Raw genomic sequence first — 23628 nt, forward strand, 5'->3', positions numbered from 1 at the left:
TATCGTGGTTATTGGTGAACAACCCAGCCCAATGTTTGACGAGCCAAAACATCGCGGACAGGCGGCAACATCTCCATTGCCATTAAACCTAAATTTCTTCCCACAATTAATGGGATACAGCGATTTGCAAATACGCGAACCAAACCATCAGTCATGGTCACAGTTTTTTCTCGGTCAATTGCACGAGCCTGTTGATACTGACTTAATAGGGAATAACTGCCAATATCTTGCTGATTTTCATGAGCCTTAACCACAATTTGTGCCAATTGCATCACATCACGAATACCAAGGTTAAACCCTTGCCCCGCGATAGGGTGTAATGTTTGAGCTGCATTACCGACTAAAACGACACGGTGACTCACTGGGGTCAGTGCTTTGCGAAGTGCCAGCGGGTAGCAATGGCGTTTACCCGCCATTTCTATTTTCCCTAGACGCCAACCAAATGCGGTCTGCAATTTGTTAATAAAGGTTGCATCATCCCATGCATTAATCGCCTCCGCATGTTCTTGATGATGACACCAAACTAGCGAGCTGCGCCCCTCTGACATAGGTAATAACGCCAGTGGCCCAAACTCAGTAAAGCGTTCAAAAGCTTGGCCTTTCGGGTCAATGGCCGTTTTCACATTAGCAATAATGGCGACTTGGCCATAATCATCCTGCTGCCACTGCATATTGCAGGCTTGACCAACTAAAGAACGACTACCATCTGCAGCAATCAATAGTTCACCACTCACCGTTTTCCCCGTATCTAATGTCACGGTGACTGAATCTTGTTCGCGGCGAATACTGTCAACTTTTGCAGGGCAATATAACGTGACGCCAGGCGCCTTTCGTAATAGCGAAAAAAGACGAGCACCCGCTTCGTGCAACTCAATCACATTACCAAGAGCAGGAATATGATAGTCTTTTGCGTTGATATTCACAAAACCTGCGTGCCCACGGTCAGAAACATGAACGTGAGTAATCGGCGTTACACAATCGGCAAACGCTGGCCATACCCCTATTTTCGCTAAATATTGGCACGTACCATGGGCTAATGCGATAGCACGCGCGTCGAATCCAGGGTGTTTACCTTCTGGTAAAGAGGCCTCGATTAATGAAACCGATAATTTTCCTTGGCTAAGTGAAGAAATTGCCAAGGCTAATGTCGCCCCAGCCATTCCTCCACCCACGATGATCACATTCATGGGTTGTTTATTACCTTTTTATGATTAACCTTTTACCGTTAATAACCTCTACCCTAAACGCTGCTTTGCAGCCGCCATTAGGGCTTCTATTTCATCAGGGTCTTTGACTACTAAATCCGTTAAGTTTTCATTCCCGTTTTCAGTGATCACAATATCATCTTCAATACGAATACCGATGCCACGGTATTGTGGCGGTACGTCAGCATCTGGCGCAATATATAAACCAGGTTCAACCGTCAGCACCATTCCTACTTCTAGTGTACGGTCACGGTCTGTACCATAGAAACCAACATCGTGCACATCTAACCCTAACCAATGACTTAAACCATGCATAAAGAAAGCTTGATATGCTTTGTTTTCGATCAATTGATCGACGTCGCCCTGTAAAATTCCGAGTGCAACTAACCCTTCAGTCTTAATCCGCACAATTTCACGTGTTACCTCATGGATACTGGTACCTGGGCGATACAGCGTTAATGCTGTATCCAGCGCTTTAAGAACAATGTCATAAATTTCACGCTGTGCTTGACTAAACTTACCGTTCACTGGGAAAGTGCGAGTGATGTCCCCTGCATAGCCGTCAAACTCGGCGCCTGCGTCAATCAACACTAACTCGCCATCTTTCATTTGGCATTCATTTTCGGTGTAATGCAAAATGCAGGCATTTTCGCCGCTACCCACAATCGAGTTATACGATGGGAAACGTGCTCCATGACAAATGAACTCGTGTTCTAACTCGCCACAGAGTTGATATTCATACATATTTGGTCGGCAGGTTTCCATCGCACGAATATGTGCTAAGGCGGAAATTCGCCCTGCCTCACGCATGGTATTCAGTTCGGCCTCAGATTTAAACAAGCGCATTTCATGGACGATTGGACGCCAATCGATAACCGCTTGCGGTGCACGTAGATTACGGCGACTGCCTTTACGCAAGGTTTCCAGCGCATCAAATACCAGCTTATCTGCATACGCAAATTCCCCCTGAGCATGATAAACCACATCCAATCCATTCAGTAATTGGTAAAGTTGTTCTTCAATTTCATCAAAGGGCAATGCTTTATCAATCCCCAGTTTTTGAGGGGCAGCTTCTTGACCAAGGCGACGACCAAACCAAATTTCAGCCGTTAAATCACGAACGCGGTTAAAAAGAACAGTATGGCTATGCTTTTCATCACTTTTAATCAGTACTAATACCGCTTCTGGCTCACTAAACCCTGTCAAATAAAGAAAATCACTGTGTTGACGATACGGGTATTCACAATCGGCATTACGCTGCGCAGTTGGTGCAGAAAAAACCACTGCTGCACTTCCCGCGTCCATTTTTGCCAATAATGCATTGCGACGAGCAACAAATTCCTGTTTATTCATACCGTTTTTGCCTTATTATCTGAATTATTAGGTTGCTAACATATTGTTGGTGCCAATATGCGCGACGATAATGACTTAACACTGATTAAAATCGACCCAAAGCCGCTTCGTTCTACCTTTCGATAAAACAAAGTGGCGTGTTTTTAGTCATAAACAAGTCGGGATTAGTGAAGGATCGGCTTGTTATTCTCAACAACAGTTGGGCCTTTTTTCGGCTCAACTAACGCGATATAACATAACTGCACAGCCACTCTCACGTATTCAACCACTTCTTCTAGTGCCTGTTCTAGTTCTTCTTGGTCTTCATCTTCATCGTAACCAAGCATCCCGATATTACGCAAATCCGTAATGACTTCACTGATTTCTTTTTTATCAGCTAATTTCGGTTGTGCGACACCCACGCCTAATAGAAAGTGATTAACCCAGCCCGCTAATGCATCTGCGTGGTCAAATATCGACGCCTCTTCATCAGGGAATAGCATGGTAAATGCAAATTCACTGTCATCAAGCGCTTCAAATGTGGTATCGAACAATTCACGCAGAGGTTGAGCGACAGTTTGCGGGAATGCAAGGCCATCGTTAGCAAGGTCATGGACAAGTGTTTGCCAGCCATGATCACGGCTTCCACCACAGATTAAGCCCGTAATTAAACCATGGATTTCCGCTGCGGTAAGTGCTATTGAGTGCTGTTGCAGCAGTTTGTCCAGTGATTCATAGTTTGGTAAAGATTTTTGTATAGACATCTGAATTCGTCATGTTAGCTTATGATTCGTGATATGCTACCATCAAGGGTAGTCGCTAACCAGTATGCTTTTGTCTTATCTATTAATTGCGCCAAATATGATGTATTTATGGCGAGTATTATTCAGTATGGAGGTTTCATGTCCGCACAACCTGTCGACATTCAGATTTTTGGGCGTTCAATGCGCGTTAATTGCCCATCAGAACAAAAAGAGGCCCTTCTTGAGTCGGCTAAAGAATTAGAACAACGCTTGCAAAATCTGAAAGATAAAAGCGGTGTTACCAATATGGAACAACTTATTTTTATCGTAGCATTGAACGTCTGTCACGAATTAGCACAAGAAAAGACAAAAACGCGTGATTATGCTTATAATATGGAAGAGAAGATAAAAATGTTGCAGCACACAATAGAACAAGCCTTGCACGATCAGGTGAAAATCACTGAGAGGCAAGTATTGCCCTTAGAGTAAATCTGCTTATTAATCAGACACTAGTAAAAAAAAATATACAAAATTAGGGTTGCATTTTAAATCTAGTTTCGTACAATGAAATCACTGAGTAACGATAAGTTCTCAAACCAAATTTCTCTGAGATGCGCGTGAGTGGGCGAGTCCCCTGAGCCGATATTTCAACTAAAAAGAATGCGGTTATTGCGCTGGTGAGCATGCCTGATTCGTTCAGGAAGCCTAAAGGTTGCTAAACTGCGTTCACCTTGAACCAAGGGTTCAAGGGTTACAGCCTACAACGGCATCTTGGAGACCCTCAATTTAGTTTCTGCTTATTTTTCATTTGTTTTCTGCATAACCTTTCATCTTGCGATATACTCTAAGTAATATAATTACTGGGTTAACTGTTTCTTATTGCATTTATAACAGGTTATCACATGCAAGACTCCCTCTCGACACAACGCCAACAGGTACGCCGAACTATTCGTCAAGCACGCCGCCAACTAAGCCCTGAACAACAACACAGTGCCGCTGAGCAAGTCATGCATAACGCATTGCACCACCCGAAAATTGCACAAGCCAATAATATTGCGTTATTTCTTTCTTTTGATGGTGAAATTAATACCCAACCGCTTATTGATGCCTTATGGCAACAAAATAAACAGATTTACTTACCTGTTTTACACCCTTTTAGTGCCCACCATTTGCTATTTCTTCACTATCACCCAGATTCACAGCTAGTGAAAAATCGCTTTAATATTGCGGAGCCGCCATTAGATGTGCGTGATGTTTTACCACCCGAGCAACTTGATGTGATGTTAATTCCGCTAGTGGCCTTTGATAGCCAAGGACAACGCTTAGGAATGGGTGGCGGTTTTTACGATAGAACGTTATCGAATTGGCAGAAAAGTGGTTTTTACCCCATCGGTCTGGCTCATGATTGCCAACATGTTGAACTGTTGCCTGTTGCTCATTGGGATATTCCATTACCTGAAATTATTACCCCGAAAAAAATATGGCGCTGGTAATCAATACCTGCGCCATCGCATTAGAAATAAAACGGGTTATACGAAATTAGAATAACAGACGTGCACGAATAGTGCCTGGTAAGTCTTTCAGTTTTTGTAACGCTTCATCTGTTTGATTTGGTGTTTGCATCAATACGTCAATAACGACGTAACCAACATTGCCAGATGTCCGCAAATACTGACCCACCACGTTAATGTTACTTTCAGTAAACACTTGGTTAATGCTATTCAAGATACCAGGGCGGTTTTCATGGATATGCAAGAAACGGTTAGTATCTTCAGTATGCACTGGCAGAGAAACTTCTGGGAAGTTAACCGCAGAGAGCGTTGAACCGTTATCTGAGTATTTCGCCAGCTTACTTGCGACTTCTAATCCAATATTTTCTTGCGCTTCTTCTGTAGAGCCCCCGATATGAGGGGTTAAGATCACATTATCGAATTTAATCAGTTCAGAAATAAATGGATCATTCGGGTCATTATTTGCCGCAGGCTCACTTGGGAATACGTCAACTGCTGCACCTGATAAATGCTTACTTTCCAGCGCAGCTGCCAATGCAGGAATATCCACCACAGTACCACGTGACGCATTAATAAAGATTGAACCTGGTTTCATGCGGTCAAACTGTTCTTTAGCAAACATGTTTTTCGTGCTAGCTGTTTCTGGGACATGGAGGCTGACGACATCACTCATATTGAGTAACTCAGTCAAAGAACGCACTTGTGTTGCATTTCCTAAAGGCAATTTATTTTCAATATCATAGAAGAAAACATTCATACCAATACCTTCAGCCAAGATCCCCAGCTGGGTACCGATATGGCCGTATCCAACGATACCAAGACGCTTACCACGTGCTTCAAAACAGCCTTTTGCTTGTTTTTCCCAAATGCCACGGTGTGCTTGCATATTCGCTTCAGGAATACGACGTAACAGCAGTAATAGTTGACCTAATACCATCTCAGCAACGGAACGGGTATTTGAGAATGGTGCATTAAAGACAGGGATACCGCGTTTTGCCGCAGCGTCCAAATCCACTTGGTTGGTTCCGATACAGAAACAACCCACCGCCACTAATTTTTCAGCAGCGGCGAAAATCTCTTCAGATAAATGAGTGCGGGAACGGATACCGACAAAGCGCGCATCTTTGATCGCTTCTTTTAATTCTTCATCAGATAATGCGCTTTTATGGTATTCAATATTGGTATAACCCGCCGCTTTTAGGTTATCAACAGCGCTCTGGTGAACACCTTCTAGCAGTAAAAATTTTATTTTGTCTTTATGCAAAGATACCTTGACCATTTCCCTACCCTATCGTGAACGTTTTAAATTTGTGACAGATGAATTTGCTTGTTTGACTCATGGTTTTGCTCAACATAATTCAAGGCATATCCATACCAGCACATTCATCTACCTTGAAATCTGAAAAGAGTATACCAACATAGCAAAATTCCGCGCAGTATCAATACAACCGTTTGCTTAAGAGGTGCTAAAAAGCGCGAAGAAAAAGAAGTTAAATGGTAGAAAATCAGGAGCAGTAACACAAAATAAGGATTTTTCCTGCACAATACATATTAGTGTGAGATATATCACCAAAATCGCGGAATAATAAAAATAATGAAATAAATTTCAAATTAATGATATTTATAAAACTGGTCAATTATTTTCCTATCTACCCACTAACTAAATACGTTAATTCCTTTTTTACCTTATAAAAAAGCCAGCAACTAAACAGTTTGCTGGCCTATAAATTAGGTCAATTAATTCACCAAAATAATTAGCGATTATAATTTGATCGTTTTAACACCTTCATCTGTTGTTCCCATCAGGACAACATCAGCACCGCGATTAGCAAATAAACCAACAGTGACAACGCCCGCAATACCATTAATGGTATTTTCTAACGCGACAGGATCAACAATGCTTAAATTGTGAACATCTAAGATCACATTGCCGTTATCAGTGATCACATTTTGACGGTATTCTGGTGTACCGCCCAGTTTAACCAATTCACGTGCCACATAACTACGTGCCATTGGGATAACTTCAACAGGCAGAGGGAACTTACCTAATACATCAACCAGTTTTGATTGGTCAACAATACACACAAAGGTTTTCGCGATCGCAGAAACGATTTTTTCACGTGTTAACGCAGCACCACCGCCCTTGATCATGTTCATATGGTGATCGACTTCATCCGCACCATCAACGTAAACATCTAATGAATCCACTTCATTGCAATCAAAAACAGGAATACCTAATGATTTAAGTTTTTGAGTAGACGCTTCAGAGCTAGAAACAGCGCCTTCAATTTGCCCTTTCATTGTCGCTAAAGCATCAATAAAGTGCGATGCAGTAGACCCTGTACCTACACCGACAATTGTGCCTGGTTTGACGTATTCTAGTGCTGCCCAACCCACCGCTTTTTTTAATTCATCCTGCGTCATGCTCATGCCTTTTGCTATTTAATTGAGACGTAATTGTGAATGAGTATATACCGAACCGAAAATAAGTTGCAGTGTTGTTCGCTGCATTTGTGCGTTACTTCTTGCGATTTGTCGGAAGCTCGCAATAATTGCAGGTGTTATCAATAAAAATATGGCATAGTGCTTAGCAGAATAACAACAAGGAGACTTTTTGATGAAGCGCCCTGACTACCGCGCATTACAAGCACTGGATGCTGTTATCCGTGAACGCGGCTTTGAGCGTGCAGCTCAAAAGCTTTGCATCACGCAATCTGCTGTTTCACAACGGATAAAACAGTTAGAGAACCTGTTCGGGCAACCTTTACTTGTGCGAACCGTTCCGCCACATCCGACTGAACAAGGGCAAAAACTGTTAGCACTGCTTCATCAAGTTGAATTATTGGAAGAACAGTGGCTTGGAGATGAAAATACAGGGTCAACACCTCTATTACTTTCCCTTGCAGTTAACGCCGACAGTTTAGCAACGTGGTTTCTCCCTGCGCTCAACCCAGTTCTAGGCAATAGCCCTATTCGGTTGAATATCCAAGTGGAAGACGAAACACGCACTCAAGAACGTTTAAGACGCGGTGAAGTGGTGGGTGCAATCAGTATCCAGCCACAAGCGTTACCCGGCTGTTTAGTAGATAAACTAGGCGCCTTGGACTATATCTTTGTTGCTTCTCCTGATTTCGCCGCAAAATATTTCCCTGATGGCGTCACTCGCTCATCCCTATTAAAAGCCCCCGCAGTCGCATTTGACCACTTGGATGATATGCACCAAGCTTTTGTTCAGCAAAACTTTGGCTTATCGCCGGGCAGCGTTCCTTGCCATATTGTTAATTCGTCAGAAGCCTTTGTGCAATTAGCTAAGCAGGGTTCTACCTGTTGTATGATCCCTCATTTACAAATTGCCGAAGAATTGAAAAATGGTGAGTTAGTCGACTTAACACCGGGGCTATGCCAACGTCGTATGCTGTACTGGCACCGTTTTGCACCCGAAAGCCGTACCATGAAGAGAGTGACTGACGCCCTCTTAAAAACTGGGCGTCAGATGCTAAAACAAGAAGACGAAAATGAGACTGAAAGTTAACGTTTCAGTTCAAATACAACATCAACTTGGTCATTAAAATCAATACTTTGCTGTTCATAGGTCTCATCAATATTGAGATCTTGAGCAGCGGCTTTCATTTTACCACCATAAGCTCTTGCCGCTATTGGATAAGGCACTGCCGCAGGTGCATTGTAACTAATGCTATACACTGGGCCCAACTGTGCATTAAACCCTTTTGCAACTTCAGTCGCTTGCTCTGTCGCATTTTTGATAGCTTGCGCACGAGCGGCATCACGGTATTGCTCAGGTTTTAACACCCCAAATTGCACAGAATTAATATCATTTAAACCTGCGGCTAACGCACCGTCTAATAGGGTGTTTAGTTGGTCAAGTTTAGTGACTTTCACTTCAACTGAACGGATTGCGGTATAACCTTCAATCGTCGATTTTTGCTTCACGCTGCTGTAATCATATTTTGGCTGCGTACGCACATTGGCGGCGTTAATGTCTTGTTTCTCGATTCCGTTTTTCTTTAAGAATTCGAAATACTCGGCAACACGCTTGTCTACCGCAGCCTTCGCAGCCGCAGCATCTTTTGCTGTCACTTCCACAACGATATTCAATGTCGCCATATCAGGTGTTGCTTTCACAACAGAATTACCCGATGTGGTAATGTGCGGGCCATTTGGTAGCGCATCGGCCAGAGACAGGGTAGGAACCGCTGCACCTGCCACCATGGCAGCGAGAACTAAAGATTTTAATTTCACAGAACCTCCCAATACAATAATTTGTCGCTAAAAAAGGGACAGTTCACCATAAACTATCCCGAGTACAAATTAACAGTAACACATCATAAAAAAAGTGCAGATCAGAATAATAAGAAATTCATAGTATTTATCATTCTGTTGAGGTTATGTTGTTATTAGGATACTAGCCCCAATCCTTTAAGCCCTTGTATTGCAAGTTGAAATGCAATAAACCACATCACACTTCCTACAAAGATATTAATAATTCGCTGTGACGCTGGCTTATTCAATACAGGCGAGAACCAAGCAGCCAAAATCGCTAATGCAAAAAACCACACAAATGATGCTGTCAGCGCGCCTGCCGTAAACCAAGGCCGTAATTGGCTTTCTAATTGCCCTCCCACGCTACCAAGCACCACGAATGTGTCCAAGTAGACATGCGGATTTAGCCATGTGACGGCAAATAGCGTAACTATCACTTTCCAGCGAGTAATCACTTTATTTTCAGCTTGTAAAACAACATCATCTGGGCTGAGTGCAGTACGGAACGCACCATTGCCATACCACACCAGAAAAATAACCCCTGCCCATGTAATTAACTGCATCAATATTTCGGATTGGCTCAATAGAGCGCTGCCACCAAATACCCCACCAATAATTAACACGGTATCACTTAAAGCGCATAGAAATGCACTCATCATATGAAACTGTTTACGACTGCCTTGTTGTAAAATAAAGGCATTTTGTGGCCCTAGCGGTAAAATCATCGCTGCACCAAGAAGTGCACCCTGGATATAAGTTGTAAACATGCAAAAAATCCTAATAATTATTCAGTTCGTACACGCAAATAGTAACGAGAAAAAATTATTAGTGGAAATGATTAACTCTAATAGGTCATAAGCTAGGCTTATATAATAGAATGGGAATACAGAGACAAAAATAGCGCCATAAATAGCGCTATTTTATTGAGTCTAATTAAAAATTCTTTTATTGAATTTTGTGGGTTTCAGAACCTTGTTTATGTACATGTACATCCATTTGTGGGAATGGAATACCAATGTTGTGCTTATCTAATGCACGTTTGAATTCTTCTAACAAATCCCAATAGACAGGCCACGCATCACCATTTGTTGTCCAAAAACGAACTAAATAATTTAATGACGATGGAGCCATATCATGCAAACGAATAGTCACACCTTTACCATGTTGAATACGGCCATCAGCAGCAACAATGTCACCTAAAACTTTTTTCACCACATCAATATCAGAATCATAAGCCACACCAATAATAATATCTTGACGACGGTTAGGCTCTCGAGTTGTGTTGATGATATTATCTGCGATTATCTTACCGTTCGGAATAACAATAATTCGGTCATCGGCTGTTTTCAGTGTAGTGGAAAAAATCTGGACATTTTGCACTGTACCTTCCACGGCACCAATAGACACATATTCTCCCGCTTTCAGTGGTCTAAACACCACCAGTAATACGCCTGCAGCAAAGTTACCCAGTGAATTTTGTAATGCTAAACCAACCGCTAAACCAGCCGCACCCATCACCGCAATAACAGAAGCCGTTTGAACGCCAATCTTGCCTAAAACAGCAATTAAGGTAAATGCAACAATGGTATAACGCGCAATTGCCGATAAAAAGTCACTAACAGTGCTATCAATACCTTTTAGGGTCATCACACGGTGTAAACCGCGACCAACCCATTTCGCAATCATCATACCGACAATCAGGATGACAATGGCAGAAACAATATTCACCACATACTGGACTAACAGATCTTGGTTTGCGACAAACCAGTTCGTTGCATCATTCAACGCACCTGTAACATCATCAGTATTCATATGTGTGTTCCTTTCGCTTTTGTTATCAAAAAATAAATTTCCGCTAGCTTATCTTAACTAAAGCGTTAAACCGCTAGTTTCACACTGCAAATAATAATGATAATTTGTTAAAATACAAAACTTATCACTAAAAAAAATGCATTTATCGATTTTCGATAACAAAAACACGATAATCCTTTAACATTAAGAGGAAGTCGTCAATACCACAAAAGGCAACGCTTTCATTATCATAGTAGCTCATTCCCTCTTCAAGCCCCTCAGTTTCAAACGACAACTGATTGGCTTTAATCATCACTTCTTCATCATCAAGTAGCAGCGTGTATTCATGGCCAATTAGCTCCCACTGATTTTCGCTGCCTTTTATTTTTTCGTAATTTTCTTCGATAGTATCGAGCAGACTAAGGTCGTTTTTAACCTCTTCATTTAGCCAATATCCAATCGCCTCATGATCCATCGAGAATTTTGCGGAAATAGCGCCTGTTATGTCTTGGAAAAATTGGTAGTCCATATGCAATACCTCTACTCTTGCGTCATTATGGCTCAGTATAACGCGAGACAATTCGATTTGTTGAGCGGTATTAACGCCTATTGCGCGATATTTAAAGAAAGGCATCAATTTCAATGCCGTCTCGATATAATTCGCTTAAAATTAATGCAAATGATATGAATGCAATGAATAGGAGCGGCAATGATCAATCGCTTAGACCATATCGTCCTGACGACAACACAATTAGACGCCTGCCTTGATTTTTACCAGCGCGTTTTAAAAATGCAGGTAATAACCTTTGGTGAACAGCGTTATGCCCTACAATTTGGCCAGCAAAAAATCAATATTCATCAGTATGGTAAAGAGTTTGAACCCAAAGCACACTTGCCTGTACCCGGTGCGTTAGATTTGTGTTTTATCAGTGACATCCCTCTCACTGAAGTTCAGGCGCATATTCAGCAGCAAGGGATCGAGATTATTGAAGGGCCCGTTAGACGAACAGGGGCAATGGGCCCCATTCTGTCTATTTATTTACGTGATGTGGATTTAAATCTGATTGAAATTTCGGAATATCTTTAGACAACAAAAAAGGCCTCTAGTCAGTAGAGGCCTCATCGTTAACAAAATAACAGATTACACTGCGGTTTGGAAAATCACACCGTCAGCTTTTTCCGTATATTGTGATAACTGGTCAAAGTTCAGATAGCGGTAGGTATCTGCCGCAGTTTCATCCACCTTGTCCATATATTGCAGGTATTCCGCAGGCGTTGGTAAACGACCTAACAATGACGCAACAGCGGCCAACTCAGCGGATGCAAGATACACATTCGCCCCAGTCCCTAAACGGTTAGGGAAGTTACGTGTTGAGGTCGAAACGACGGTAGCGCCATCTGCCACACGTGCTTGGTTACCCATACACAGTGAACAGCCTGGGACTTCAATACGTGCCCCACTCTTACCAAATACGCTATAATAACCTTCTTCCGTTAATTGTGCGGCGTCCATCTTCGTTGGTGGAGCAACCCATAAACGTGTTGGTAATTGGCCTTTATGCGAGTCTAATAACTTACCTGCGGCACGGAAGTGACCAATGTTAGTCATGCAAGAACCGATAAACACTTCATCGATTTTCTCGTTCTGAACATCAGACAGCAAACGCGCATCATCAGGGTCATTTGGTGCACACAGAATTGGCTCTTTGATATCATTTAAGTCGATTTCAATTACAGCTGCATATTCCGCATCTGCATCACCTTCAAGCAGTTGCGGGTCCGCTAACCAACTTTCCATGCCTTTAATACGACGTTCGATAGTACGACGGTCGCCGTAGCCTTCTGCGATCATCCATTTTAACAGGACGATGTTAGATTGCAGGTATTCTGTGATTGGCGCTTTATCCAGTTTGATCGTACAACCCGCGGCTGAACGCTCAGCGGATGCATCCGCCAATTCAAACGCTTGTTCAACTTTCAGTTCTGGCAGACCTTCGATTTCTAAAATACGACCAGAGAAAATGTTTTTCTTCCCTTTTTTCTCAACCGTCAGAAGGCCATCTTTAATCGCATATAATGGGATAGCATGTACAAGGTCACGTAACGTGATACCTGGCTGCATTTCACCTTTAAAGCGCACCAATACAGATTCTGGCATATCCAGAGGCATAACCCCTGTTGCTGCTGCAAACGCCACCAAACCAGAACCCGCTGGGAACGAAATACCGATTGGGAAACGTGTATGGGAGTCACCACCTGTACCAACGGTATCTGGTAACAGCATACGGTTTAACCATGAGTGGATAATACCATCTCCTGGACGCAGAGAAACACCACCACGGTTCATGATAAAATCAGGTAATGTGTGGTGAGTTGTTACGTCAACGGGTTTTGGATACGCCGCAGTGTGACAGAATGACTGCATCACTAAATCCGCAGAAAAACCTAAACACGCTAAGTCTTTTAACTCATCGCGAGTCATTGGGCCCGTCGTATCTTGCGAGCCTACTGAGGTCATTTTTGGCTCACAGTATTCACCAGGGCGAATACCTGGGCGACCACAAGCACGACCCACCATTTTCTGTGCTAATGAGAAACCACGATTGCTTTGTGCAACAGATTTCGCATGACGGAAGACGTCGGTTGCTTCTAACCCTAATGACTCACGCGCTTTGCTAGTTAAACCACGACCGATAATCAGTGGAATACGACCACCTGCACGCACTTCATCAATCAGCACGTCAGTTTTTAATTCAAACGTTTCGAGTAACTCATTGGTTTCGTGGTTGCGAACTTCACCTTTAAATGGATAGATATCAATGACATCCCCCATATTTAGTTTAGACACATCCACTTCTATTGGTAGCGCACCCGCATCTTCCATTGTATTAAAGAAGATAGGCGCAATTTTGCCACCTAATACCACACCGCCACCGCGTTTGTTCGGCACGAATGGAATATCATCGCCCATAAACCACAATACGGAGTTAGTTGCAGATTTACGTGAAGAGCCCGTACCTACAACATCACCGACATACGCCAGTGGGAAGCCTTTTTTGCTCAGAGCTTCGATTTGTTTGATTGGTCCAACGTTACCTGCGTCATCTGGTTCAATACCTTCACGGGCATTTTTCAGCATCGCTAACGCGTGCAGAGGGATATCTGGGCGTGACCATGCATCTGGTGCAGGTGATAAATCATCGGTATTGGTTTCGCCTGTCACTTTAAACACTGTAACAGTCATTTTTTCGGCTAACGCAGGGCGTTGTTTAAACCACTCGGCATCTGCCCATGATTCAATAACTTGTTTCGCGTGTGCATTCCCAGCTTTCGCTTTTTCTTCTACATCGTAGAAGTTATCGAACATTAATAAGGTGTGGGAAAGGGCTTTTGCCGCGATAGGAGCTAATTTAGCATCATCCAGCGCTTCAATCAGTGCATGGATATTATATCCACCCTGCATAGTACCAAGCAGTTCAATCGCTTTTTCAGGGGAGATCAGAGGGGAGGAAGTTTCGCCTTTTGCGATAGCGGCTAAAAATCCAGCTTTTACGTACGCTGCTTCGTCAACACCAGGGGGGACGCGGTTGGTCAGCAGGTCTAACAAGAAATCTTCTTCACCTTTGGGTGGGTTTTTCAGTAACTCTACCAGTGCAGCTACTTGTGACGCATCTAATGGCTTAGGGACAATCCCTTGAGCGGCACGCTCGGCTACGTGCTTACGGTATTCTTCTAGCACGACGTTCTCCTCGCTTCTTTGTTATTTATATACCCGGCTGTCTGCACCTTATTGACAAAATTATCATCCGGTGCCAGGTCAGAGGAATTTGCTCGCATAATCTCAATGGCGGTAAAATTATGCCCAGCTTCGGGCTCTCAGCATAGCAGAATTTAAACGTAATGTTAATTCATTCACAAGAAAGTAACATTTATCTACTAACTTCATGCCTTAACACTTAATTACGGGTTATTTTTTAGCTTAAGAGACTATAAATCATCATAAAAAGCTGAAAAAACCATACTTTTTATAATGCATTTTACTGAGTAAAGCACCCTCTTTTGTGGCTTTTTCCCTCAGGTATCACAAATTATATTTATTATCGCAATTTTATTTACATTACTAATTGATAAGGTAAATCATTGCGATTGGTTTTTATAAACTTAAAGGATTTAATTGATTTTATTGACCTTTTATTCCAAGCAAGTTTCCGAAGGGATCAACGAACTGACACATTTGCTTGTTACCATCGATTAACATCGGTCCACGATACAACTTAGCCCCTAGCTGAGTGAAATGCCCAAAAGCCAAATCAAAATTATCGACCTGCCAATACAATACCGTCCCTTTTTTACCCTCGCTCACTTTGGCATCCGCTTGTACCACCTCAATGGTGAAATCCCCGACATGTAATAAGGTGAAATCAAAATCAGGCAGGTACTCCGCCCTAGCATGTGGAAAGGCTTGTTGGTACCAAGCCAAACCCGCTTGAACATCAGGTACATGAATTAAAATTGCAGTGGGTTTTAGTTCCATAGCGCTTTCTTATTGATATGTATTATTTTATTTTAGCTTACACGAATGATTGAAAGTTAGTAGATGCAGATAAGGTGTAAACAATAGCCAAACCAACATTTGCCTACACCTTTAGCATCATCAAGTCAGATCATATTGCGTGTTTTTCTGATAAATAACGAAGAATGGCTAATACATTGACTCTGTAAATATACAGAACTATTTACAGAGTAATATTGTATTGTTCTAACCCAATTTAGATAAAAATTTAGGAACCCACATATTTTCCTGATTCATCTCGCCATAAAATTGCTGGCATTTCATAAAAGTAGAAATTCAACTCATCATCATCTTCTGCTTTCGCATTTTCAGGCCAGTGTTGTTCAAGATAATTCATAATATCTTGGCTATTCGCACTCCAGTACGGAACCACTTTGCCTAAAGGGTCATCTGGTGAACAAAATTTAATTACTTGCTCATCTAATAAATCTTTTATCATAGAAAAAAATATACTCCGATGTTCATAGAAAGATTTATTTGAATTCCAACCCACGATGGAACCAAAGAGCCCTGATAACCATAACCCTTTTGAATCATTCAAAATTTCATTAAAATATAACGTTTTTTCCATTATAGACTCACTTAAAACCAGCTATTGCTTACACCTTTAGCGTCATCAAATCAAATTATATTGCGTGTTTTTCTGATAAATAACGAAGAATGGCTGATATATTCTTTAAGTTATATTTTACAAGTAGTTCATTTTCTTTAGCTTTACATAGCATCTCATAATCAGCCTCTAATTGCCCAATATCTAACTGAGTAGGCTCATTGTATATATCATAAATAGATTCAGAAGGCACATTCCAATAAAAATCTGCATCTAAGTCTATATTATCCATTCCCTGTACTTTCATTTCTTTGAAAATGGCTACTATAGCCTCTTCCAGTAGACTCAGTTCTATTTTCATATTTTAACCTTTACCATTCTTAATTTCATTTATGTTCTAAACATTTAGTTAGTCATCAATAATATTAATTTCTTTATCAATTAACCGTCCTAAATTTTCACTATGAGAGATTACTGATAATGTTTTGTCTAATAGATCTTTTATCTGAACGTGAAGATCTTCTGGATATAAACTTGCCACATCATCTAATTCACAACCTAGGTTTATTATATCTATCAATTTTTCCTCAGAACCCATTTGTTCAAGTAACTTGGCCAAATACGGTTTGAAAATGAATCCTTCCGCTTCATCAATTGATATCAAATTTTTATCTAATGCAGTTAATACACCTAAAGTTAATAAGCTTATAAATTTGCTCGTCTGTTTATCACTAATACTATAATTAAGCCTAGTCACCTATTACTCCAACCACATTTAATTTTCACATTAATGACTCTGCCACTTTGGTTCCCCCACGCTAAAAATGGAGGAACCAACCTGCTTATGCGAGAATCAAACTAAAGGTTCTAAACGTAAAAGATGATCTTTAGCTTTCTCTATCAATAATAAAAATTCACTGTAATTAAATTCTAAAAAATCCGAGTCAGGATAAATAATAATTTTTACCTCTTTCTTATCTTCAGAAAGTGAAATTTCCCCCCACTGAACATCATTAAAGGAGAGCTCAGCATATAAATCATCTCGGCTTAAAGAACTTCCAACACTGTATTCCAACATAAAATCCCCCCATCAATCATTTGCAAACATTATGGCTCTCTAAAACCAATAAATTTCTTACCATCTATACTAAATCTTAATACCCGACCATCAGGTGATTTAGCATCAATCACTTCAATTCTTTTCCTATTTTCATAAATAGTTCTAGGTCTTATTATTACATTTGGATTATCTAATATTTCATCGATTAATGCTCTAGCTTCCTGATTCAATACTGAAGCTTTTTGGTTGGAATAAGCCATCGCGAATATTACCTAAGTTAGCCACTCCCCCCTCAACCAGCGGGACGGTTGATTATCTGGTTGGCTGACAGCGAGTAAGACCGTTAATTTAGCTCCAAGTGTGGACTGGGATATCCTTACTTTTAAAAATCAGACCACTCTGCGTAGCTAATATCATCTTCGGTTAATTCAGTGAAGCCATCTTGACTTAGCATTTTATTAAAATAAAGGATCGTGTCTTCTAGAGCCTCTTCAATAGTATCTCCATACCCAATAGCACATTCGGGAGAGCCATCAAATTTTCTTTTTATTGCCAAGTCAGTCATTCCAGTAAAATTTCCGGATTGACTTTCATAAATTTTCACTTTCATCTTTGAATAAGGCAAAATAGGGATCATCGTAATCGTGAATTCAGCAACTGTTTTCTCTATACAGCTCACATTTGTAATATTTAAATCATGCCACATAAGACATTCCTTTCTATTAATCTGATAGAACCTACCCTCCACGGCTCTATGTCCATTCTACTGCCCCGTCTTTAAGTACCCAAACGGCTCCACCAGGGCATCCTTCATCAAAAAACCAAAATTGATCAATTAATTGCTCCTCTGTTTCTGGAAATGCAGCATAGAATGACTGCAATTGTTCATCTATTGAACCACTTAAAAATTTACCGTACTTAGCTAATTTTAATTTTCCATCACGTAATAATTTGTCTAAAAACCAAAAAAATATTTTTTTCCTTTCCTGAAAAGAAAAATTATCATAAATGAAATGAAGTGAAGGAATCATATCTGGCGTTATATACGCCCATAATCCGTCTAGGGCTTGGGTTTCAGCGTATTCAACAATAGTTTTATATTCAATATTTGATATCATCTTACTTGTTACCTAAACTTGATCTCTGCGTTTTTTCCAAGGCCGTTCTCTACTTGGCGTAAAGCCGGACAATTGATTATCCAGCTGACTGAAGGGGAGTAAAGCGGCTAAGGAGATCCCAGCACAGAACCGGGCTCTCTCTTTAATTATTTTAAACTACAAAACCATCAACCCAACCATCTCTATCTAGAACTTCTTCACTAATACTAAACCCATCAGGGTAATCTATGAATCCAGGTTGATTAGATACCTTGTCTTGAGCCTTTTGAGCAAGCTCAAAACTTGAGTAAATTCCAATAATTTTCATATCTTCATCCTTGGTATCTTCATCTCGAATATGGTAGAGCATATAAACTGTTACCATTATTTAAAGCACTCTCTCTAAACTAGTCAGTAATATGGTCATAGTTCCCCCATTCAGATTGCATATATGGGTTTTCTTTAACAGGTAAGCGTGTTCCAATAACCGTTATTGAATCTACATGCGTCATCTTGTCCATAAACCAACTTCCTTATTAGTTATAAAAAACAGAACAAAGAAATTAGAATTTAATATTTTTATAGTCAACTAACCGTTATTACTAATAAAGATTCGTTAGTTAAAATTAAAAATATATTATTTATAAAATGATTAATATCGATTTTAATAAATAATTGAACAGACACATGCGACTAATTATTTATATTCACAAAAACAAAAAAAGTCAATGTGTTTCCATATTGGCCTCTATACGCTTTGGTGATAAACAGCATACTAGAGATACTGTTTATCTATACGATTAAAGAAAATTATTTTTCCTTTTTCGCTTTTGCGTTTGGTAAATCAGTAATGCTACCTTCGTAAATCTCAGCAGCCATACTGAATATTGCCTAAGGTAGCAATTACACACTCACGCACCAAACTAGACAGTTAATCATCCAATTAGCTGACAGCGAGTAAGACCATTAATTCAATAAAAGTTTATTGTTTCTTTAATGTATCTCTGGCTTCAATTAATATTGAAATTAGATCATCTAAAGGCATTTTCGCTGTAAAACCGCGGGATAGATCTGAACCAAATAGTTCAACTTCTAAATTGTCTACACCTTTATCTTGATTAATTTCTGCAACCCGCCCCCAATTTAATTGAACTTCTAACGTTAGATTCTCATATTCCATTGGACTTGAAAAAAATAGTTCTAATTTATTATCTTTCATTTTATTGCCTTCTTTGGATCTAACACAGTATTAAATGAGCCATCCGTATTATATCTAACGCCTTTTCCACTAGGCAATCGATATTCAAATGCACCGCCACCTAAATCGTTTCGAACGACTTTAGGATCGTTAAAGATTTCTCGGATGAAGTTCTCGGCAGCAGCATTTTTTTGTGCTGGATTACCATTTAAGGGTTAAAAAACGCCATTGGGTCTAGCGGCATGTTTGCCCCACACACGTACAGCAACAGAAAGCCTTTGCTTATTTATTATTTTATTGGCTGAAAAAATGAGCTCTTGTTTAGTAAAGTTTTCAAATTTACTCTCATTTTGTCTTTGATTATTTCTATATTCTTCATCATCTGGCTCAAAACCATTCGGTGTCCCGCTAGTGCTTCTTCCACTTGAGATCCCAAGCGCTTCTTTTTCTTCTGCTGTTAACTCTTTCCCTACATTCGAATTTTTTGCTGCTTTATCTATATCATTTGTGCAACTCATTCCAAAAGAGCAATCAAACGGTTACGCTAAGCCATCACAAATATTGCCTAAGGTAGCCACTACACACTCACACGCTAAACCGGACAGTTGATTATCCGGCTGACTGAGGGAGAGTGAAACTGTTAACAGAGATCCCTGCACTTACAGAGATCTTTTAACTTTTAAAAATCAGACCATTCTGCATAGCTAATATCATCTTCGGTTAACTCAGTAAAACCATCTTGACTCAACATTTCTTTAAAATAGAGGATAGTATCTTCTAACGCTTTCTCAATGGTACTTCCACGTCCAATAGCGCACTCGGGGCAACCATCAAATTTTCTTTTTATTGCTAAATCCGTCATACCTGTAAAAAAACCCGACTGATCTTCATAAATTTTTATCTTCATTTTGGCGTAAGGCAAAATAGGGATCATAGTAACTGTGAATTCAGCAACTGTTTTCTCTATACAGCTCACTTTTGTAATATTTAAATCATGCCACATAACATATCCCTCTATATTATTGTTTTCCAAAAGATATTATCTTTCCTTCGGATGTTCTATCTAAATATTTCCCATTTTTATAATAACGAGTCACATTATCAGTCGCACCTCTTACTTTCACTGTTCTAGCACCTTTTAAGTTTTTGACAAATTCTTCAGCTTTGTTTCTATACTGCTCAACACTACCCGCTCCAACTTCTTTTCCATGTTTTTCATAATGCTTCTGTAATGATTCGTCAGGAGAGTTAAAACTACCCTGATGCCATTTATTTTTAATATTATTTTTGTTTTCAGATAAATAGGCAATATCTTCTACTGTAATCTGATTAGGCAGTGGGGTTATATGCGTATTATCTATATGTTCAGGTATTTGATCTCCGCCAGTATCCGTCCGCCCTTGTTCAGGTATCTGTTTTCCACCCGTATCAATTTTTCCTTGTTCGGGTATTTGGTTTCCACCTGTATCTATCCGACCTTGCTCAGGTATTTGGTCGCCACCAGTATGAGGTTTCCTAACATTCGAATTTTTTGCTGCTTTATCTATATCATTTGAGCAACTCATGCCAAAAGAGCAATCAAACGTTTCCGCTAGGCCATCGCGAATATTACCTAATGTCTTTTCGATACCTTTTACAATATTGCTATTTGCCGTTTGTGTTACTTGTGAATTTGAAGCAACGCCATGAGGTAATGTAGGAACATTCGGTGTGGGAACAGCAAATACACTACTTTGGGCTATTTTCAGCTTATTTAATTCATTTACATTAAACTGAATTTTATCCGTAATACTTTTATGTTGTTTTTTAATTTCGAGCAATTGATTTCTAGCATCACGGTCAGCTCGCTTATTAACCGCATCTATATATAGATCTAGATTATCAAAAGGAAACCTCGGTATACCCGGTATATTATCGTCAAAATCCTCTGCGAGGAGCCTGTCTCTATCTTCAATTGTGCGAAATTTAAAGGTTGCTGAAATTTTTAATTTTGAGGAGTCTGAAGATTGAAAATTCCATTTATATGTACAAGGGTACTTTTGCGGATCAATGATAAATTTCCAGCCAGGCGATTTCTCAATCTCCGCAATATCCTTTCTCAATGTAATTAAATCATTTTCAATTAATGTTTATTTAGATTTTAAATCATCCTTAATTGTAGTAGAAGAATCTTGAAAAGTATCGACTTTGTGATTATCAACATCATCATGGATATGAGCTATATTTTTATTATCATATAGATTTTCATGTAAAATATTTTTTAATCCTTCATACCTCCCTGTTAAATCAATATCTTCATGAGCATTATCATAATTATTAAAATAATCATTGAAATGTTCTCTTGGATTGTTTCCCCTTACAGTTATTGTACCTAGGTGTGTCACATCATCCATAAACTAACTTCCTTATTAGTTATAAAAAACAGAATAAAGAAATTAGAATTTAATATTTTTATAGTCAACTAACCGTTATTATTAATAAATATTCGTTAATTAAAATTAAAAACATATTATTTATAAAATGATTAATATCGTTTTTAATAAATAATTGACAGGCACATGCGACTAATTGTTTATATTCACAAAAATAAAAAAAACCAATGTGTTTCCACATTGGCTTCTATACGCTTTGGTGATAAACAGCATACTAGAGATACTGTTTATCTATGCGATTAAAGAAAATTATTTTTTCTTTTTCGCTTTTGCGTTTGGTAAATCAGTAATGCTACCTTCGTAAATCTCAGCAGCCATACCAATTGATTCGTACAGTGTTGGGTGAGCATGGATAGTTAATGCTAAATCTTCAGCATCACAGCCCATTTCAATTGCTAGGCCGATTTCGCCCAGTAATTCACCACCGTTCACACCGACAACCGCACCACCGATAACACGGTTAGATTGCTTGTCGAAAATCAGCTTAGTCATACCTTCTGAGCAGTCAGATGCAATTGCACGACCTGACGCAGCCCATGGGAAAGTCGCAACTTCGTAGCTGATATTTTGTTCTTTCGCTTCTTTTTCAGTTAAACCAACCCATGCAACTTCTGGCTCAGTATAAGCGATTGATGGGATCACTTTCGGGTCAAAGTAATGTTTCAGACCAGAGATAACCTCTGCTGCAACGTGACCTTCGTGAACACCTTTGTGAGCCAACATTGGTTGACCAACGATATCACCGATAGCGAAAATGTGTGGAACGTTAGTGCGCATTTGTTTATCCACGTGGATAAAGCCGCGATCATCAACTTCAACGCCAGCTTTGCCTGCATCTAAGTTTTTACCGTTAGGAACACGGCCGATAGCCACTAACACAGCATCATAACGTTGTGGTTCTGCGGAAGCTTTTTTACCTTCCATAGACACATAAATACCGTCTTCTTTCGCTTCAACTGCGGTAACTTTCGTTTCTAACAGCAGGTTGAATTTTTTGCTGATTTGTTTGGTGAATACTTTAACCACATCTTTGTCAGCCGCAGGGATGACTTGGTCAAACATTTCAACCACATCGATTTGAGAACCCAGTGCATGGTACACAGTTCCCATTTCTAAACCGATGATGCCACCGCCCATAACCAGAAGACGCTCTGGAACTTCTTTCAGTTCTAACGCATCGGTTGAATCCCAAATACGTGGGTCTTCATGAGGAATGAATGGTAATTGAATTGGACGTGAGCCCGCTGCAATGATTGCGTTATCGAAATTGATAGTCGTACTACCGTTTTCGCCTTCAACAACCAGCGTATTTGCACCCGTAAATTTACCCAGACCGTTAACGACGGTCACTTTACGACCTTTCGCCATCCCAGCTAGACCACCCGTCAGCTGATTAATGACTTTTTCTTTCCATAAGCGAACTTTAGAGATATCGGTTTTTGGCTCACCAAATACGATACCATGCTCTGCTAATGCTTTCGCTTCTTCGATCACTTTTGCAACATGCAATAAAGCTTTTGAAGGGATACAACCCACGTTTAAACAAACACCACCAAGGGTTGAATAACGTTCAACTAAAACAGTTTCTAAACCTAAGTCAGCGCAACGGAAAGCCGCAGAATAACCTGCAGGGCCTGCACCAAGCACAACGACTTGGGCTTTAATTTCAGTACTCATCATGACCTCTTTTTGTTTTGTCCAGCGGTACTGCTGAATAAACGATCTTCCACTGGAAAAGTACACACCGAGAGCAGTTTACAGAATTGTTAACACCCTGAAAAGGCTCATTTCGTGATGTAACTCCCAACCTTTCGTAGCAGCAGCAAAAAATTCTGCCTCAGCCTAAATAAAACAG

General features: G+C 40.1%; 29 protein-coding genes, 1 other RNA gene and 1 pseudogene. 5 read left to right on the forward strand and 26 right to left on the reverse strand.

Going from position 1 to position 23628, the window contains the following annotated elements:
- Positions 1 to 8: 8 nt before the first annotated feature.
- The 3 genes from ubiH to M1F05_RS13875 form a co-directional block, all read right to left on the reverse strand.
- Positions 9 to 1187, reverse strand: coding sequence for a 2-octaprenyl-6-methoxyphenyl hydroxylase (gene ubiH / locus M1F05_RS13865; RefSeq protein WP_206082654.1), 1179 nt, complete (start codon positions 1185 to 1187; stop codon positions 9 to 11).
- A 48-nt stretch (positions 1188 to 1235) separates the two neighbouring features.
- Positions 1236 to 2558 (reverse strand): Xaa-Pro aminopeptidase, encoded by a 1323-nt coding sequence (gene pepP / locus M1F05_RS13870; RefSeq protein ID WP_206082655.1) that lies wholly within the window; start codon positions 2556 to 2558, stop codon positions 1236 to 1238.
- Positions 2559 to 2722: 164 nt separating this feature from the next.
- Positions 2723 to 3301, reverse strand: a complete 579-nt coding sequence (locus M1F05_RS13875; RefSeq protein WP_206082656.1) for a YecA family protein — start codon at positions 3299 to 3301, stop codon at positions 2723 to 2725.
- 138 nt (positions 3302 to 3439) lie between these two features.
- On the opposite strand from M1F05_RS13875, the gene zapA reads away from it, so the two are divergent.
- The 3 genes from zapA to M1F05_RS13890 all read left to right on the forward strand — a co-directional run bounded on the left by zapA (position 3440) and on the right by M1F05_RS13890 (position 4773).
- Positions 3440 to 3769 (forward strand): cell division protein ZapA, encoded by a 330-nt coding sequence (gene zapA / locus M1F05_RS13880; RefSeq protein WP_047756767.1) that lies wholly within the window; start codon positions 3440 to 3442, stop codon positions 3767 to 3769.
- Positions 3770 to 3880: 111 nt separating this feature from the next.
- A non-coding RNA gene (gene ssrS / locus M1F05_RS13885) (6S RNA) lies at positions 3881 to 4062 on the forward strand.
- 120 nt (positions 4063 to 4182) lie between these two features.
- Positions 4183 to 4773, forward strand: coding sequence for a 5-formyltetrahydrofolate cyclo-ligase (locus M1F05_RS13890; protein WP_206082657.1), 591 nt, complete (start codon positions 4183 to 4185; stop codon positions 4771 to 4773).
- Positions 4774 to 4819: 46 nt separating this feature from the next.
- Here the strand turns inward: M1F05_RS13890 and serA are convergent, their stop codons facing one another.
- A complete protein-coding gene (serA, locus tag M1F05_RS13895) occupies positions 4820 to 6070 on the reverse strand; it encodes a phosphoglycerate dehydrogenase (RefSeq protein ID WP_206082658.1) in 1251 nt (416 codons plus the stop codon).
- A gap of 482 nt (positions 6071 to 6552) precedes the next feature.
- On the reverse strand, positions 6553 to 7215 hold the full coding sequence (gene rpiA, locus M1F05_RS13900) for a ribose-5-phosphate isomerase RpiA (protein WP_206082659.1): 663 nt from the start codon (positions 7213 to 7215) through the stop codon (positions 6553 to 6555).
- Positions 7216 to 7408: 193 nt separating this feature from the next.
- Between rpiA and M1F05_RS13905 the strand changes: the two genes are divergently transcribed.
- Entirely contained in the window at positions 7409 to 8323 is a 915-nt protein-coding gene (locus M1F05_RS13905) for a LysR family transcriptional regulator ArgP (RefSeq protein WP_206082660.1), read from the forward strand.
- On the opposite strand, the gene M1F05_RS13910 is transcribed toward M1F05_RS13905, so the two are convergent.
- The 4 genes from M1F05_RS13910 to M1F05_RS13925 form a co-directional block, all read right to left on the reverse strand.
- On the reverse strand, positions 8320 to 9051 hold the full coding sequence (locus M1F05_RS13910) for an oxidative stress defense protein (RefSeq protein WP_206082661.1): 732 nt from the start codon (positions 9049 to 9051) through the stop codon (positions 8320 to 8322). The two genes, M1F05_RS13905 and M1F05_RS13910, sit on opposite strands and share 4 nt — an antisense overlap.
- 155 nt (positions 9052 to 9206) lie before the next feature.
- Positions 9207 to 9839 (reverse strand): arginine exporter ArgO, encoded by a 633-nt coding sequence (argO, locus tag M1F05_RS13915; RefSeq protein ID WP_206082662.1) that lies wholly within the window; start codon positions 9837 to 9839, stop codon positions 9207 to 9209.
- Positions 9840 to 10017: 178 nt separating this feature from the next.
- Positions 10018 to 10884, reverse strand: coding sequence for a small-conductance mechanosensitive channel MscS (gene mscS, locus M1F05_RS13920; protein WP_206082663.1), 867 nt, complete (start codon positions 10882 to 10884; stop codon positions 10018 to 10020).
- A 142-nt stretch (positions 10885 to 11026) separates the two neighbouring features.
- Positions 11027 to 11392 (reverse strand): YacL family protein, encoded by a 366-nt coding sequence (locus tag M1F05_RS13925; protein WP_206082664.1) that lies wholly within the window; start codon positions 11390 to 11392, stop codon positions 11027 to 11029.
- Between the two features lie 180 nt (positions 11393 to 11572).
- Here M1F05_RS13925 and M1F05_RS13930 point away from each other — a divergent pair, with 180 nt between their 5' ends.
- Complete coding sequence (locus tag M1F05_RS13930) at positions 11573 to 11950, forward strand: VOC family protein (protein ID WP_206082665.1); 378 nt, start codon at positions 11573 to 11575, stop codon at positions 11948 to 11950.
- Between the two features lie 54 nt (positions 11951 to 12004).
- Here the strand turns inward: M1F05_RS13930 and acnB are convergent, their stop codons facing one another.
- The 17 genes and pseudogenes from acnB to lpdA all read right to left on the reverse strand — a co-directional run bounded on the left by acnB (position 12005) and on the right by lpdA (position 23450).
- Complete coding sequence (gene acnB / locus M1F05_RS13935) at positions 12005 to 14602, reverse strand: bifunctional aconitate hydratase 2/2-methylisocitrate dehydratase (protein ID WP_047757406.1); 2598 nt, start codon at positions 14600 to 14602, stop codon at positions 12005 to 12007.
- 441 nt (positions 14603 to 15043) lie between these two features.
- Positions 15044 to 15397 carry a VOC family protein gene (locus tag M1F05_RS13940; protein ID WP_206082666.1) on the reverse strand — a complete coding sequence of 118 codons (354 nt, stop codon included), beginning with the start codon at positions 15395 to 15397 and terminating at the stop codon, positions 15044 to 15046.
- A gap of 247 nt (positions 15398 to 15644) precedes the next feature.
- On the reverse strand, positions 15645 to 16007 hold the full coding sequence (locus M1F05_RS13945; RefSeq protein ID WP_206082667.1) for a hypothetical protein: 363 nt from the start codon (positions 16005 to 16007) through the stop codon (positions 15645 to 15647).
- A gap of 55 nt (positions 16008 to 16062) precedes the next feature.
- Positions 16063 to 16347, reverse strand: coding sequence for a hypothetical protein (locus tag M1F05_RS13950; protein ID WP_206082668.1), 285 nt, complete (start codon positions 16345 to 16347; stop codon positions 16063 to 16065).
- 48 nt (positions 16348 to 16395) lie between these two features.
- The gene (locus tag M1F05_RS13955) at positions 16396 to 16743 is read right to left on the reverse strand and encodes a DUF3969 family protein (protein WP_206082669.1); all 348 of its coding nucleotides are present in this window, start codon (positions 16741 to 16743) and stop codon (positions 16396 to 16398) included.
- A 96-nt stretch (positions 16744 to 16839) separates the two neighbouring features.
- Positions 16840 to 17064, reverse strand: coding sequence for a hypothetical protein (locus M1F05_RS13960; RefSeq protein ID WP_004261965.1), 225 nt, complete (start codon positions 17062 to 17064; stop codon positions 16840 to 16842).
- A 29-nt stretch (positions 17065 to 17093) separates the two neighbouring features.
- Positions 17094 to 17306: a hypothetical protein gene (locus M1F05_RS13965; RefSeq protein WP_206082670.1), complete on the reverse strand. Its 213-nt coding sequence runs from the start codon at positions 17304 to 17306 to the stop codon at positions 17094 to 17096.
- Between the two features lie 122 nt (positions 17307 to 17428).
- Positions 17429 to 17752 carry a hypothetical protein gene (locus tag M1F05_RS13970; protein WP_272516300.1) on the reverse strand — a complete coding sequence of 108 codons (324 nt, stop codon included), beginning with the start codon at positions 17750 to 17752 and terminating at the stop codon, positions 17429 to 17431.
- Between the two features lie 46 nt (positions 17753 to 17798).
- Positions 17799 to 18164, reverse strand: coding sequence for a DUF596 domain-containing protein (locus M1F05_RS13975; protein WP_206082672.1), 366 nt, complete (start codon positions 18162 to 18164; stop codon positions 17799 to 17801).
- A 151-nt stretch (positions 18165 to 18315) separates the two neighbouring features.
- Positions 18316 to 18471 (reverse strand): hypothetical protein, encoded by a 156-nt coding sequence (locus tag M1F05_RS13980; protein ID WP_206082673.1) that lies wholly within the window; start codon positions 18469 to 18471, stop codon positions 18316 to 18318.
- 482 nt (positions 18472 to 18953) lie between these two features.
- Positions 18954 to 19022, reverse strand: a pseudogene (locus M1F05_RS22780) (dihydrolipoamide dehydrogenase); the annotation flags it as partial.
- A gap of 103 nt (positions 19023 to 19125) precedes the next feature.
- Positions 19126 to 19362, reverse strand: a complete 237-nt coding sequence (locus M1F05_RS13985; RefSeq protein WP_206082674.1) for a hypothetical protein — start codon at positions 19360 to 19362, stop codon at positions 19126 to 19128.
- Positions 19363 to 19556: 194 nt separating this feature from the next.
- Positions 19557 to 19859: a hypothetical protein gene (locus M1F05_RS13990; RefSeq protein WP_241016780.1), complete on the reverse strand. Its 303-nt coding sequence runs from the start codon at positions 19857 to 19859 to the stop codon at positions 19557 to 19559.
- A gap of 161 nt (positions 19860 to 20020) precedes the next feature.
- Positions 20021 to 20344 (reverse strand): hypothetical protein, encoded by a 324-nt coding sequence (locus tag M1F05_RS13995; RefSeq protein ID WP_036959259.1) that lies wholly within the window; start codon positions 20342 to 20344, stop codon positions 20021 to 20023.
- Positions 20345 to 20360: 16 nt separating this feature from the next.
- Positions 20361 to 21443, reverse strand: a complete 1083-nt coding sequence (locus M1F05_RS14000) for a hypothetical protein (RefSeq protein ID WP_206082675.1) — start codon at positions 21441 to 21443, stop codon at positions 20361 to 20363.
- A gap of 27 nt (positions 21444 to 21470) precedes the next feature.
- Positions 21471 to 21734 carry a hypothetical protein gene (locus M1F05_RS14005; protein WP_206082676.1) on the reverse strand — a complete coding sequence of 88 codons (264 nt, stop codon included), beginning with the start codon at positions 21732 to 21734 and terminating at the stop codon, positions 21471 to 21473.
- A gap of 288 nt (positions 21735 to 22022) precedes the next feature.
- A complete protein-coding gene (gene lpdA, locus M1F05_RS14010) occupies positions 22023 to 23450 on the reverse strand; it encodes a dihydrolipoyl dehydrogenase (RefSeq protein WP_206082677.1) in 1428 nt (475 codons plus the stop codon).
- Positions 23451 to 23628: the final 178 nt, after the last annotated feature.

The organism is Providencia sp. PROV252 (assembly GCF_033676005.1).
Taxonomy (GTDB): domain Bacteria; phylum Pseudomonadota; class Gammaproteobacteria; order Enterobacterales; family Enterobacteriaceae; genus Providencia; species Providencia vermicola.